General features: G+C 56.9%; 10 protein-coding genes. 7 read left to right on the forward strand and 3 right to left on the reverse strand.

Features of this window, described 5'->3' with window-relative positions:
* Positions 1-2: 2 nt before the first annotated feature.
* Together eutS and maeB are read right to left on the reverse strand one after the other, a co-directional pair.
* On the reverse strand, positions 3-338 hold the full coding sequence (gene eutS, locus GXP72_RS16670; RefSeq protein ID WP_024907587.1) for an ethanolamine utilization microcompartment protein EutS: 336 nt from the start codon (positions 336-338) through the stop codon (positions 3-5).
* A 160-nt stretch (positions 339-498) separates the two neighbouring features.
* On the reverse strand, positions 499-2778 hold the full coding sequence (gene maeB / locus GXP72_RS16675) for an NADP-dependent oxaloacetate-decarboxylating malate dehydrogenase (protein ID WP_024907586.1): 2280 nt from the start codon (positions 2776-2778) through the stop codon (positions 499-501).
* A gap of 246 nt (positions 2779-3024) precedes the next feature.
* Here maeB and tal point away from each other — a divergent pair, with 246 nt between their 5' ends.
* Positions 3025-3975 (forward strand): transaldolase, encoded by a 951-nt coding sequence (gene tal, locus GXP72_RS16680; protein ID WP_024907585.1) that lies wholly within the window; start codon positions 3025-3027, stop codon positions 3973-3975.
* A gap of 19 nt (positions 3976-3994) precedes the next feature.
* Positions 3995-5983, forward strand: a complete 1989-nt coding sequence (gene tkt, locus GXP72_RS16685) for a transketolase (RefSeq protein ID WP_208763141.1) — start codon at positions 3995-3997, stop codon at positions 5981-5983.
* Between the two features lie 72 nt (positions 5984-6055).
* Here tkt and GXP72_RS16690 read toward each other — a convergent pair whose 3' ends face one another.
* On the reverse strand, positions 6056-6388 hold the full coding sequence (locus GXP72_RS16690) for a tRNA-binding protein (RefSeq protein WP_024907583.1): 333 nt from the start codon (positions 6386-6388) through the stop codon (positions 6056-6058).
* A 138-nt stretch (positions 6389-6526) separates the two neighbouring features.
* Here GXP72_RS16690 and ebgR point away from each other — a divergent pair, with 138 nt between their 5' ends.
* The 5 genes from ebgR to ygjJ all read left to right on the forward strand — a co-directional run bounded on the left by ebgR (position 6527) and on the right by ygjJ (position 13775).
* Complete coding sequence (ebgR, locus tag GXP72_RS16695; RefSeq protein WP_032646748.1) at positions 6527-7510, forward strand: transcriptional regulator EbgR; 984 nt, start codon at positions 6527-6529, stop codon at positions 7508-7510.
* Between the two features lie 146 nt (positions 7511-7656).
* Complete coding sequence (ebgA, locus tag GXP72_RS16700) at positions 7657-10740, forward strand: beta-galactosidase subunit alpha (RefSeq protein ID WP_208763142.1); 3084 nt, start codon at positions 7657-7659, stop codon at positions 10738-10740.
* Positions 10737-11186 carry a beta-galactosidase subunit beta gene (locus tag GXP72_RS16705; protein ID WP_032646754.1) on the forward strand — a complete coding sequence of 150 codons (450 nt, stop codon included), beginning with the start codon at positions 10737-10739 and terminating at the stop codon, positions 11184-11186. Before ebgA ends, GXP72_RS16705 begins: the two co-directional genes overlap by 4 nt.
* Positions 11187-11242: 56 nt before the next feature.
* Positions 11243-12679, forward strand: coding sequence for an amino acid permease (locus GXP72_RS16710; protein ID WP_024907579.1), 1437 nt, complete (start codon positions 11243-11245; stop codon positions 12677-12679).
* A gap of 37 nt (positions 12680-12716) precedes the next feature.
* On the forward strand, positions 12717-13775 hold the full coding sequence (gene ygjJ, locus GXP72_RS16715; protein WP_024907578.1) for a protein YgjJ: 1059 nt from the start codon (positions 12717-12719) through the stop codon (positions 13773-13775).
* Positions 13776-13777 lie beyond the last annotated feature (2 nt).

Genomic DNA, 13777 nt, shown 5'->3' on the forward strand with positions numbered 1-13777 from the left:
GATTAACTTTTTGTCAGATTGCACAATGTGAAATTTAATAACCGGCCCAGACCACTTACCGTCTGTAATAACGCTTCTTCTACCGCGCCTACCGAGCCGTAGATAACCAGCGCACCGCTGAATCTATCGAGAAAACCGATATGTACATCTGCCGCCTTCAGGGCTAAGTCACCGGCAATCATCGCCGTTTCCCCTGGCGTCAGCGTCATGATGCCGATGGCACCGGCTTCGGGAACGCCGATCTTTTTTGCCAGTTCCTCTCCGGGGTGCGCAATGAGATGCGCCAGCGTGACCTGTTTCCCAGGCACAAATTCCTGAATAATGCGTTCTTTTTCCATTGCTCACCGCCTCCTCTAAAACTGCCCTCATCGTGGCAATTTTTTGTCAGAGCAAATAACAAAATTCGGCAACCAGGTTTAAAAGGTGAAGTGGATCACTAAGAAAGGGAAAATAAAAAGGCGCGGGAGAAACCCGCGCCGGAAATAAATTAAAGTGATATTACAGCGGCTGCGTCTGCGCCTCAACCACCGCCAGCGCCACCATGTTCACGATACGACGCACGGAGGCAATCGGCGTTAACACGTGCACCGGTTTTGCCACGCCCATCAGTACCGGTCCTACGGTCACCCCTTCAGAGCTGGAGACGCGCAGCAGGTTATAGCTGATACGTGCCGCTTCCACGTTCGGCATAATCAGTATATTGGCCGATCCCTTCAGCGGGCTGTCCGGCATACGTTCGTTACGGATGCTCTCTACCAGCGCCGCATCGCCATGCATTTCCCCGTCAATCATCAACTCCGGCGCGCGCTCGCGCACCAGCGCCAGCGTCTCACGCATTTTGCAGGCCGCCGCGGATTTAGACGAACCAAAGTTAGAGTGCGACAGCAGCGCCACCTTCGGCTCGATACCAAAGCGACGCACGGTCTCGGCGGCCATCACGGTGATCTCCGCCAGCTCGTCCGGGGTCGGATCGTCGTTAACGTAGGTATCAGCAATAAAGGTGTTGCCGCTTGGCAGCAGCAGCGCGTTCATCGCCCCGGCGGTATGGACGCCATCGCGATAGCCAAAGATCTCCTGCACCACGCTAAAGTGCTCGTGGTAATCGCCGATGGTGCCGCAGATCAGCGCATCCGCCTCGCCGCGATGGACCATGATCGCGCCGATCACCGTCGTGTTGCTGATCACCGCTTTCTGCGCCTGCTCCTGAGTGATCCCCCGACGCTTCATGATCGCGTAGTATTCGCTCCAGTACTCTTTGAAGCGCGGATCGGATTCGTTGTTGACGATCTCGAAGTCGACGCCCGGCTTAATCTGCAGGCCCAGCTTCTGGATACGCATCTCAATCACGCTCGGACGACCAATCAGGATCGGTTTCGCCAGGCCTAAGGTGATCAGCTCCTGGGTGGCGTGCAGCACGCGCGCCTCTTCCCCTTCCGCCAGCACGACGCGCTTCGCGTCGGCACGCGCCTGGGAGAAGATTGGCTTCATGAACAGGTTGGTTTTATAGACAAACTCGGTGAGCTTATCGACGTAAGCGTCGAAATCGTGAATCGGACGCGTCGCCACGCCGGAGTCCATCGCCGCTTTGGCCACCGCGGGAGCAATTTTGACAATCAGACGCGGGTCGAACGGTTTTGGAATGATGTAGTCCGGACCGAAGCTCAGATCCTGGTCGCCATACGCAGACGCGACCACTTCGCTCTGCTCGGCGTGCGCCAGCTCCGCAATGGCGTGAACGGCGGCAAGCTTCATCTCTTCGTTGATCGCCGTTGCGCCGACGTCCAGCGCACCGCGGAAGATGAACGGGAAGCAGAGCACGTTGTTGACCTGGTTCGGGTAGTCAGAACGCCCGGTACAGATAATGGCGTCTTCACGCACCGCTTTCGCCAGCGGCGGCAGGATTTCCGGTTCCGGGTTCGCCAGGGCCAGGATCATTGGCGCACGCGCCATCTTCTTCACCATCTCCTGGGTCAGCACCTTCGGACCCGAGCAGCCGAGGAAGATATCCGCGCCGTCGATCACGTCGTCCAGGGTGCGTTTACCGTCGTCTTCCACCGCATAGGCCGCTTTAGTTTCCGCCATGTTCGGCTCGCGGTCTTTATAGATAACGCCTTTGGAATCGCAGACCACAATGTTGTGTTTCTGCATACCCAGCGCCACCAGCAGGTTCATACAGGCGATAGCCGCGGCGCCTGCGCCAGAAACCACCATGCGCACGTCGGAGAGATTTTTCTCTACCACGCGCAGGCCGTTAAGAATCGCGGCGGTGCTGATAATCGCGGTCCCGTGCTGATCATCATGGAACACGGGAATGTTCATACGCTCGCGCAGCTTCTGCTCGATATAGAAACATTCCGGCGCTTTGATGTCTTCCAGGTTAATCCCGCCGAAGGTCGGCTCCAGCGCGGCCACCACGTTGATGAATTTGTCAGGGTCGAGCTCATCCACCTCGATATCGAACACGTCGATACCGGCGAATTTCTTGAACAGTACCCCCTTCCCTTCCATCACCGGTTTACCGGCCAGCGCACCGATGTTGCCCAGCCCCAGCACCGCCGTGCCGTTAGAGATCACGGCGACAAGGTTGCCACGCGCGGTGTATTTGTAGGCCGCCAGCGGGTCTTTTTCAATTTCCAGACACGGGGCAGCTACGCCCGGCGAATAGGCCAGCGCCAGATCGCGCTGGGTTGCCAGCGGCTTGGTTGGGGAGACCTGGATTTTCCCCGGGACAGGAAACTCATGAAAATCGAGGGCACTCTGTTTTAACTGATCGTCCATCTTGTTATTCCTTTTACGTATCGGTCAGATAGTATCGCCGCAGGACAGCGCATAAACTTTGAAGGCTGCCAAACTCTCACCATCACACATTAAAAATTGTTATCAATTTATAACAGCCATGTTACCCGTCTCAAAAGCAATGCCTCCCCCGTCTGCTATGCTTTTTTGTTAAGTCCATCATGATTTTTCCAGAAGTGTGAACTAACGCACTCAGCTAACGCTTTTATTTCCAAGGAGTAATCATTTATGAACCAGCTAGACGGCATCAAAAAATTCACCACCGTGGTTGCAGACAGCGGCGATATCGAGTCGATTCGCCACTATCAGCCGGAGGATGCGACCACCAACCCTTCGCTGCTGCTCAAAGCGGCCGGGCTTGCCCATTTTAGCCATCTGATTGATGACGCCATTGCCTACGGTAAACAGCGCGGGAAAACGCAGGAGCAGCAGGTCGCCGAAGCCAGCGACAAGCTGGCGGTTAATTTTGGTGCAGAAATTCTGAAAAGCATTCCGGGACGCGTCTCGACCGAAGTCGATGCCCGCCTCTCATTCGATAAAGAAAAAAGCATTAATAAGGCACGTCGTCTGGTGGAGCTCTACCAGGATCAGGGCATCGATAAATCACGCATTCTGATCAAGCTCGCTTCCACCTGGGAAGGCATCCGCGCGGCAGAGGTGCTGGAAAAAGAGGGTATCCACTGCAACCTGACGCTGCTGTTCTCGTTTGCCCAGGCGCGCGCCTGCGCGGAAGCGGGCGTGTTCCTTGTCTCGCCGTTTGTCGGGCGCATCTACGACTGGTATCAGGCAAAACAGCCGATGGATCCGTACGTGGTGGATGAGGATCCGGGCGTGAAATCAGTCCGTAACATCTACGACTACTACAAACAGCACCGCTACGAAACCATCGTGATGGGGGCCAGCTTCCGCCGTACCGAGCAGATCCTCGCCCTGGCAGGCTGTGACCGTCTGACCATCTCCCCTAACCTGCTCCAGGAACTACAGGACAAAGAAGAGACGGTGATCCGTAAGCTGGTGCCCACCTCTACCGTTCTGCCAAAACCGAAAACCATGACCGAAGCGGAGTTCCGCTGGGAGCACAACCAGGACGCGATGGCTGTGGAAAAACTGGCGGAAGGTATCCGCCTGTTCGCCGTCGACCAGCGCAAACTTGAAGACCTTCTCGCCGCCAAACTTTAACCTTGCCACGGAGTGAACTATGTCCCGTAAAGAGCTCGCCAATGCCATTCGCGCCCTCAGCATGGATGCCGTGCAGAAAGCCAATTCCGGCCACCCCGGCGCACCGATGGGCATGGCCGATATTGCCGAAGTGCTGTGGAATGACTTCCTGAAGCACAACCCGAATGACCCCACCTGGTACGATCGCGACCGCTTTATTCTCTCCAACGGTCACGCCTCAATGCTGCTCTACAGCCTGCTGCACCTTTCCGGCTACGATCTGCCGCTTGAGGAGCTGAAAAACTTCCGCCAGCTGCACTCCAAAACGCCGGGGCACCCGGAGATTGGCTATACGCCGGGCGTGGAGACCACCACCGGGCCGCTCGGTCAGGGGCTGGCCAATGCGGTTGGGCTGGCGATTGCCGAACGTACGCTGGCGGCGCAGTTTAACCAGCCGGACCACGAGATTGTCGATCACTACACCTACGTGTTTATGGGTGACGGCTGCCTGATGGAGGGGATCTCCCACGAGGTCTGCTCGCTGGCAGGCACGCTGGGGCTCGGCAAGCTGATCGGGTTCTACGATCACAACGGCATCTCCATCGACGGGGAGACCGAGGGCTGGTTTACCGACGACACGGCAAAACGCTTCGAGGCCTACCACTGGCACGTGGTGCATGAGATTGACGGTCACGACCCTGAGGCGGTGAAAAAAGCGATTCAGGAAGCGCAGAGCGTGAAGGACAAACCGTCCCTGATTATCTGCCGCACGGTCATCGGCTTCGGCTCGCCGAACAAGGCGGGCAAAGAGGAGGCGCACGGTGCGGCGCTGGGCGAGGAGGAAGTGGCGCTGACCCGGCAGAAGCTGGGCTGGAAATACCCGCCGTTTGAGATCCCAAAAGAGATCTATAGAGCCTGGGATGCCCGTGAAGACGGCGAGAAGGCCCAGCACGCCTGGAACGAGAAATTTGCCGCTTATAAAAAAGCGCACCCGGAGCTGGCCACCGAGTTCTCCCGCCGCATGAGCGGCGGTCTGCCGGAAGACTGGGACGATAAAACCCAGGCGCTGATTGAAAACCTGCAGTCCAACCCGGCGAAAATCGCCACCCGTAAGGCGTCGCAAAATACCCTGAACGCAATCGGCCCTATTCTGCCCGAACTGCTCGGCGGCTCGGCGGACCTGGCGCCAAGCAACCTGACGATCTGGTCCGGCTCGAAATCGCTGAAAGAGGATATTGCCGGGAACTATATCCACTACGGCGTGCGCGAGTTCGGGATGACCGCGATCGCCAACGGCATCGCCCATCACGGTGGGTTTGTGCCGTACACCGCCACTTTCCTGATGTTCGTCGAGTACGCCCGTAACGCGGCGCGCATGGCGGCGCTGATGAAGGCGCGGCAGATTATGGTCTATACCCACGACTCCATCGGTCTGGGAGAAGACGGTCCCACCCACCAGGCGGTTGAACAGCTGGCTAGCCTGCGCCTGACGCCAAACTTCAGCACCTGGCGTCCGTGCGATCAGGTCGAAGCGGCAGTGGGCTGGAAGCTGGCGGTAGAACGCCATAACGGCCCAACGGCATTAATTCTGTCACGCCAGAATCTGGCGCAGATTGAGCGTACGCCGGAACAGGTGAAAAACATCGCCCGCGGCGGCTACATCCTGAAAGACAGCGGCGGCAAGCCGGACGTGATCCTGATTGCGACCGGTTCCGAGGTGGAAATCACGGTGAAAGCGGCGGAAAAACTGACTGCCGAAGGCCATGCGGTTCGCGTGGTATCCCTGCCTTCTACGGATATTTTTGACGCTCAGGACGAGGCGTACCGGGAGTCGGTGCTGCCCTCTAACGTCGCGGCGCGCGTGGCGGTGGAGGCCGGTATCGCCGACTACTGGTACAAGTATGTCGGGCTCAAAGGGGCGATTGTGGGCATGCGGGGCTACGGTGAGTCCGCCCCTGCCGATAAGCTGTTCCCGTACTTCGGCTTTACGGTTGAGAACGTGGTGGAGAAGGCGCTGAGCGTGCTGTAGTGCGGTCTGCGTTGCCGGGTGGCGCTGTCGCTTACCCGGCCTGGAAAATCGGGTGGCTTTGCCACCCTTTTTTTATACCACCCGGACACCCGCCGCCATCGCCCGCTCCGGCGTTAACAACACGCTTTCGCTGGCGTCATCGGTTTCCGCGCAGAGCAGCATGCATTCAGACGTTTCGCCGCGCATCTTCGCTTTCGCCAGATTACACAGCACCACCACCGTTTTTCCCATAAGCTCTTCTTCCCGGTAATACGGCACCAGGCTGGTGACGGTTTGCAGCGTTTTTCCGCCCACATCAATCTGCGCGATATAGAGTTTGTCTGCGTTGGCGTGGCGCTTAACGTCCACAATCGTCCCCACGCGGATCTCCAGCTTTGCAAAGTCATCGTAAGCTATCGTGTCCATGCTCTCTCCTTGGTAAAGTTTTACTAAATACTAGCACGCTATTTGCCGGAAGCAATGGGCAGGATATTTAGTAAAAACGGATGCATGTCCTGATTCATCCTTTACAATGGGTCATCACGTGGGGGAATAAGGACAAACATGGCTACGCTCAAAGACATCGCGACGGAGGCTGGCGTTTCGCTGGCGACGGTATCCCGGGTTTTAAACGATGACCCAACGTTGAACGTAAAAGAAGAGACCAAGCACCGCATTCTGGAGATTGCGGAAAAGCTGGAATACAAAAGCACAACGTCCCGCAAAATGCAGTCTGCCGCGGTGGGTCAGCAGCACATTCTGGCGCTCTACAGCTACCAGCAAGAGCTGGAGATTAACGACCCTTACTACCTTGCCATCCGCCACGGTATTGAGACACAGTGTGAAAAACTGGGCGTCGAGCTGAGCAACTGTTACGCCAATGCCACCCTGCCAGAGAGTAAAAAACTTACCGGCGTACTGATTGTGGGCAAACCTTCTTCAGCAACTCGCCGTAGCGCAATGGCCCTGACGGACAACGTCTGCTTTATCGATTTTCACGAGCCCGGCAGCGCGTTCGATTCCGTCGATATTGACCTCTCGCGCATCAGCAAGCAGATCGTTGATTTCTTCATTGATCAGGGCGTTAAGCGCATTGGCTTTATCGGTGGGGAAGATGAGCCCGGCAAAGCCGATATCCGCGAAGCCGCTTTTGTCGAGTATGGTCGCCTGAAAGGGGTGGTGTCAGAACAGGATATCTGGCGCGGCGGTTTTTCCAGCTCATCCGGATACGAACTGGCAAAAACCATGCTGGCTCAGACAAGCTGGCCTACCGCCCTGTTTGTGGCCTCTGATTCGATAGCCATCGGCGTCTTGCGCGCTATCCATGAAAAAGGGCTGGCGATCCCGGAGGACATTTCGCTCATCAGCGTGAACGATATCCCGACCGCCCGCTTCACCTTCCCGCCGCTCTCTACCGTACGCATCCACTCGGAAATGATGGGCAGCCAGGGGGTTAACCTGCTGCTGGAAAAAGCCCGCGATGGCCGGACGCTGCCGCTTCAGGTTTTCGTGCCGAGCGTGCTGAAACTGCGCGGCACCACCCGCTAATTCCCCTCGTTTAACACACTGCCGGGCATGCCCGGCATTTTTTTATTTCGTGATCGAGTTAAAGCAAATCAATTTTACTGATTTTATTTAGTAAAATATTTACTAAAATCTCCAGCAATGATGTTTACCCCCTACAGGGAGATCGCATGAATCGCTGGGAAAATATTCAACTCACGCATGAGAACCGGCTTCCGCCGCGAGCGTACTTCTTCTCATACGACACCGTCGCGCAGGCTCGCACCTTTGCCCGCGAGGCCAGCAGCCACTTTCTGTCTCTGAGCGGTAAGTGGAACTTTCGCTTTTTCACCCACCCCCTTCTGGTACCGGAAAACTTTACCTCTGAGTATATGGCCGACTGGGGCGACATTACCGTACCCGCCATGTGGCAGATGGAAGGGCACGGCCAGCTGCAGTACACCGACGAAGGCTTCCCCTTCCCGGTCGACGTGCCGTGGGTGCCTACAGACAATCCGACCGGGGCGTATCAGCGCCACTTCACGCTATCGGACGGCTGGCAGGGGAAGCAGACCCTCATCAAGTTTGACGGCGTCGAAACGTATTTCGAAGTCTACGTGAATGGTCACTACATTGGCTTTAGCAAGGGCAGCCGGCTGACCGCCGAGTTTGATATCAGCCACGCGGTGCACGGCGGGCAAAACCTGCTGTGCGTGCGGGTGCTGCAGTGGGCGGATTCGACCTACATTGAGGATCAGGACATGTGGTGGACGGCCGGCATTTTCCGCGACGTCTATCTGATCGGCAAAAATCCCACTCACGTGCGCGACCTCACGATCAAAACCACCTTCGACGAGGCATGGAAAGACGCCACCCTTTTCTGTCAGCTTGAGCTGGAAAACCTGGCCCCGCACGCATCCGCCGTGTCGCTGGAGTATGCCCTGTATGATGGCGAAGCAGCGATCCATCAGGGCACTACCGACAGCCTGACCGTGACCCGCAGCGCGGAAACCGCCTTTAGCATTGAGGTCAAACAGCCTCAGCAGTGGTCTGCGGAATCGCCCTACCTCTACCATCTGGTCGTAACGCTCAAAGATGAACACGGACAGACGCTGGAGGTTATCCCTCAGCGCATTGGGTTCCGCGACATCAAGGTGCGAGACGGCCTGTTCTACGTGAACAACCGCTACCTGAAGCTGCACGGCGTAAACCGTCACGACAACGATCACCAGAAAGGCCGCGCCGTGGGCATGGATCGCGTCGAGCGCGACCTGATCCTGATGAAGCAGCACAATATCAACTCGGTGCGCACCGCCCACTACCCCAACGATCCGCGCTTCTACGAGCTGTGCGACCTCTACGGCCTGTTCGTCATGGCGGAGACGGATGTGGAATCCCACGGCTTTGCCAACGTCGGCGACCTGAGCCGCATCACGGACGATCCGGTGTGGGAACATGTCTACGTTGAGCGCATCGAGCGCCATATTCACGCCCAGAAAAACCACCCTTCCATCATCATCTGGTCGCTTGGAAACGAGTCCGGCTACGGCTGTAATATCCGCGCCATGGCCCGGGCGGCAAAGGCGCTGGATGACACGCGCCTGCTGCATTACGAAGAAGATCGCGACGCCGAGGTGGTGGATATCATCTCCACCATGTACACCCGCGTGCCGCTGATGAACCTGTTCGGCGAGTATCCCCACGCCAAACCGCGCGTTATCTGCGAATACGCCCACGCGATGGGCAACGGCCCGGGCGGGTTGACGGAATATCAAAACGTCTTCGATCGCCACGACTGTATTCAGGGCCACTACGTCTGGGAGTGGTGCGACCACGGTATTCAGGCGGCAGATGCCAGCGGCAATACGTATTACGCCTACGGCGGCGACTTTGGTGACTACCCGAATAACTACAACTTCTGCCTCGACGGACTGATCTACTCCGATCAAACGCCGGGTCCGGGCCTGCGTGAATATAAGCAGGTGATTGCCCCGGTCAAACTTCGCTGGCAGAACGGCGAGCTGCACGTTGAAAACCGCTTCTGGTTCACCAGCCTGGATGATTACACCCTGCTCGTTGAGGTGCGTGCCGAAGGTGAAACCCTGCACAGCCAGCCGCTGACAATTTCCGGGCTGGCCCCCAACAGCACCCGCAGCGTGAGCCTGAACCTGCCCGAACTCGACGAGCGCGAAGCGTTCCTGACCGTGCGCATCAGCAAAAACAGCCGCACGCGCTACAGCGAAGCGGGGCACGAGATTGCGGTGTATCAGTTCCCGCTAAAAGCGTGCACGGCTCACGCCACGCCGTTTAGTAACGCTAACGCCACACCGCTGCGGCTGGCAGAAGACCGTCTGAACTGTACCGTGATCGGGCATAACTTCCGCGCACGCTTCTCAAAAGTGACGGGGAAACTCTGCTCCTGGCTGGTTAACGGTGAGGAAAACATCACCCGTGAACCAAAGATTAACTTTTTCAAACCGATGATTGATAACCACAAGCAGGAGTATGAGGGGCTGTGGCAACCCAACCATCTGCAGATTATGCAGGAGCACCTGCGCGGTTTTGAGGTCGAGCAGCAGGACGATGCGATCGTCATTACCACCCGCACGCTGATTGCCCCGCCGGTGTTTGATTTTGGTATGCGCTGCACCTATCGCTGGCGCATTGCCGCCGACGGGCAAATTAACGTTGAGCTGAGCGGTGAACGCTACGGTGATTATACGCACATTATCCCGTGCATCGGCTTTACCCTCGGCATCAACGGCGAATTCGACCAGGTAAGCTACTACGGACGCGGCCCTGGAGAGAACTACCCGGACAGCCAGCAGGCCAGCACCATAGACCTGTGGCACACCACGGTGGACGAAATGTTCGAAAACTACCCGTTCCCGCAGAACAACGGCAACCGTCAGCAGGTGCGCTGGGCAACGCTCGCCAGCCGTCACGGCAGCGGCCTGCTGGTGGTGCCTGAGCAGCCCATCCATTTCAGCGCCTGGCACTACACGGCAGAGAACATCCACGCCGCGCAGCACTGCAACGAACTGCGTCGCAGCGAGGACATCACCCTCAATCTCGACCATCAGGTACTGGGCTTAGGCTCTAACTCCTGGGGAAGCGAAGTGCTGGATACCTGGCGCGTCTGGTTCCGGCCGTTCCGCTACGGCTTCACCCTGCTCCCGCTGGAAGGCGGACACACCGCCGCGCAGACGCTGGCGCGCCATCGGTTCGGCAGCGGTTTCTTCTCCATGAATTCGCATAGCGAGGCAGAAAAATGATCGTTCTCGACAGCCTGGAACAGTTCCAGCAGCGTTATCGCACGGGCCGCAAATGGCAGCGCTGCACAGAGGCCATTAATAACATCGACCACATCCAGCCCGGCGTTGCCCACTCGATTGGCGACTCTCTGGCCTACCGCGTGACCCATGATGCCAGCACCGACGCGCTGTTCGTCGGCCATCGCCGCTATTTCGAGGTCCATTACTACCTGCAGGGCGCGCAGAAAATTGAGTACGCCGCAAAAGACGCCCTTCAGCTTGTGGAGTGCTACCGGGATGAAACCGACCGCGAATACCTGAAAGGCGTGGGCCATACCGAACAGGTGCGGGAGGGACAGATCGTGATATGTGAAAACCACGAGGCGTATCGCTTTATCAGCGAAACGCCAGCCAAAAAAGTCGTCCTCTATGTGACCATCGAAGACGGTTATTTCCATAACAAATAAAAAATCCAGCGGTGCCAATGAAGCACCGCTATCCTCCTCGTACCCGGAGATAGGTTATGTCTGAAACTACCAAGCGTAATACCATCGGCAAATTCGGCCTGCTGTCGCTGACGTTTGCCGCCGTATTCAGTTTTAACAACGTGATTAATAACAACATCGAGCTGGGGCTGGCCTCCGCGCCGATGTTCTTTTTAGCCACCCTGTTCTACTTTATTCCTTTCTGCTTAATCATCGCGGAGTTTGTCTCCCTGAATAAAAACTCCGAAGCGGGCGTGTACGCCTGGGTGAAAAGCTCGCTGGGCGGGCGCTGGGCGTTTATTACCGCCTACACCTACTGGTTCGTGAACCTGTTTTTCTTCACCTCGTTATTACCGCGCGTCATCGCCTACGCCTCTTACGCCTTTTTGGGCTATGAGTACATTCTTACGCCGTTTGCCACCACGGTACTGAGCATGGTGCTGTTCGCCTTCTCGACCTGGGTCTCCACCAACGGGGCGAAGATGCTGGGGCCGATCACGTCGGTGACCTCAACGCTCATGCTGCTGTTGACCCTCTCCTATATTCTTCTGGCCGGCGCGGCGCTGGTGGGCGGCGTGCAGCCAGCCGACCCGATTACCGTTGACGCGATGATCCCCAACTTCAACTGGGCCTTCCTCGGCATCACCACCTGGATATTTATGGCCGCCGGGGGCGCAGAGTCCGTTGCGGTATACGTTAACGACGTGAAGGGCGGGTCAAAATCCTTCGTCAGGGTGATCATTCTGGCGGGGATTTTCATCGGCGTGCTCTACTCCATCTCCTCGGTGCTGATTAACGTCTTTATCAGCAGCAAAGAGCTGAAATTCACCGGTGGTTCGGTACAGGTGTTCCACGGCCTGGCGGTATGGTTTGGCCTGCCGGAAGTGCTGATGAACCGCTTCGTCGGCCTGGTCTCCTTTACCGCGATGTTCGGCTCCCTGCTGATGTGGACGGCAACCCCGGTCAAAATCTTCTTCTCTGAGATCCCAAGCGGCATCTTTGGGCCAAAAACCGTGGCGCTGAACGAGAACGGCGTACCGGCGCGGGCGGCGTGGATCCAGTATCTGATCGTCATTCCGCTCATGATTATCCCAACCATGGGGTCGAACACCGCGCAGGAGCTGATGAATACCGTCATCAACATGACCGCGGCCGCGTCAATGTTACCGCCGCTGTTCATCATGCTGGCCTACCTGAACCTGCGCCGTAAGCTCGATCATCTCCCGCGCGACTTCAAAATGGGCTCACGCACCACGGGCATGGTGGTGGTGTCGATGCTGATTGTGATTTTTGCCATCGGCTTTGTGGCCTCAACTTTCCCCACCGGTGCCAATATTCTGACGATTATTTTCTATAACGTCGGTGGCATTGTGTTATTCCTCGGATTTGCCTGGTGGAAATACAGCAAATACGTCAAGGGATTATCAAAAGAACAACAACAAACAGAAGCGTCACCTGCCTCAAATCTTCACTAACGCTGAAGGCATGGATATTTTTCACTGGGATGAGTGCATGAAAATTAAAGAGAAAACAATTGGGGCACTCGCTGCCCTCTCTTTCTGCTGCCCGGCATTTGCCGCAGAAGAAGCCCGACCCGCTGAACATGACGATACCCGAACCCCGGAAATTACCTCTCCGTCGTTTCGTTTTTATGGCGAGCTGGGGGTTGGCGGATATATGGATTTAGAAGGTCAGAATAAACATAAATACAGTGACGGCACCTACATTGAGAGCGGTCTGGAAATGAAATACGGGCACTGGTTCGGCCTGATTTACGGCGAGGGCTGGACCGTACAGGCTGACCATCAGGGGAACGCCTGGGTGCCCGACCACAGCTGGGGCGGATTCGAAGGTGGGCTTAACCGCTTTTACGGCGGCTACAAAACCGACGGCAACACCGAGATCATGCTCAGCCTGCGTCAGGACTCCTCCCTTGATGACCTGCAGTGGTGGGGAGATTTCACGCCCGATCTGGGCTACGTGATCCCCAACACTCGCGACATTATGTACGCGCTCAAGGTACAAAACCTCTCCGGGAACCTGCGCTACAGCGTCACCGCCACGCCTGCGGGGCACCATGACGAGAGCAAAGCCTGGCTGCATTTTGGTAAATACGATCGCTATGACGATAAGTATACCTATCCGGCGATGGCGAACGGCTATATCCAGTATGACATCGTCAAAGATGTCACCTGGATGAACGGACTTGAGGTCACCGACGGCACGGGACAACTGTTTCTGACCGGCATTCTGTCGCCCAACCTTGCAGCGCGCGCCTGGCATCACACCGGACGCGCCAGCGGCAAGGACGTCTCCGGGACTGAAACCGGCTATATGGTCAGCGCCATGGTTGAAGCGTTAAAAGGCGTCTATCTCTCCACCGCTTACAGCTACGCAAAGCATCGCCCGGACAATGCCGCCGATGAAACGACCTCGTTTATGCAGTTCGGTATCTGGTATGAGTACGGCGATGGACGCTTTGCCACCGCAGCCGACAGCCGCTTTTACATGAAAAATGCCTCCGGCGACCCGAGCGACCAGGTCTTCCTGATGCAATACGTCTACTGGTAAAA

The organism is Enterobacter sp. SES19, assembly GCF_011765665.1.
Classification (GTDB): Bacteria; Pseudomonadota; Gammaproteobacteria; order Enterobacterales; family Enterobacteriaceae; genus Enterobacter; species Enterobacter pseudoroggenkampii.

What these genes read in the sequence shown, in the direction of transcription:
- eutS (WP_024907587.1), bottom strand. Translation starts at nt 338, where the DNA reads ATGGAAAAAGAACGCATTATTCAGGAATTTGTGCCTGGGAAACAGGTC.
- maeB (WP_024907586.1), bottom strand. Translation starts at nt 2,778, where the DNA reads ATGGACGATCAGTTAAAACAGAGTGCCCTCGATTTTCATGAGTTTCCT.
- tal (WP_024907585.1), top strand. Translation starts at nt 3,025, where the DNA reads ATGAACCAGCTAGACGGCATCAAAAAATTCACCACCGTGGTTGCAGAC.
- tkt (WP_208763141.1), top strand. Translation starts at nt 3,995, where the DNA reads ATGTCCCGTAAAGAGCTCGCCAATGCCATTCGCGCCCTCAGCATGGAT.
- GXP72_RS16690 (WP_024907583.1), bottom strand. Translation starts at nt 6,388, where the DNA reads ATGGACACGATAGCTTACGATGACTTTGCAAAGCTGGAGATCCGCGTG.
- ebgR (WP_032646748.1), top strand. Translation starts at nt 6,527, where the DNA reads ATGGCTACGCTCAAAGACATCGCGACGGAGGCTGGCGTTTCGCTGGCG.
- ebgA (WP_208763142.1), top strand. Translation starts at nt 7,657, where the DNA reads ATGAATCGCTGGGAAAATATTCAACTCACGCATGAGAACCGGCTTCCG.
- GXP72_RS16705 (WP_032646754.1), top strand. Translation starts at nt 10,737, where the DNA reads ATGATCGTTCTCGACAGCCTGGAACAGTTCCAGCAGCGTTATCGCACG.
- GXP72_RS16710 (WP_024907579.1), top strand. Translation starts at nt 11,243, where the DNA reads ATGTCTGAAACTACCAAGCGTAATACCATCGGCAAATTCGGCCTGCTG.
- ygjJ (WP_024907578.1), top strand. Translation starts at nt 12,717, where the DNA reads ATGAAAATTAAAGAGAAAACAATTGGGGCACTCGCTGCCCTCTCTTTC.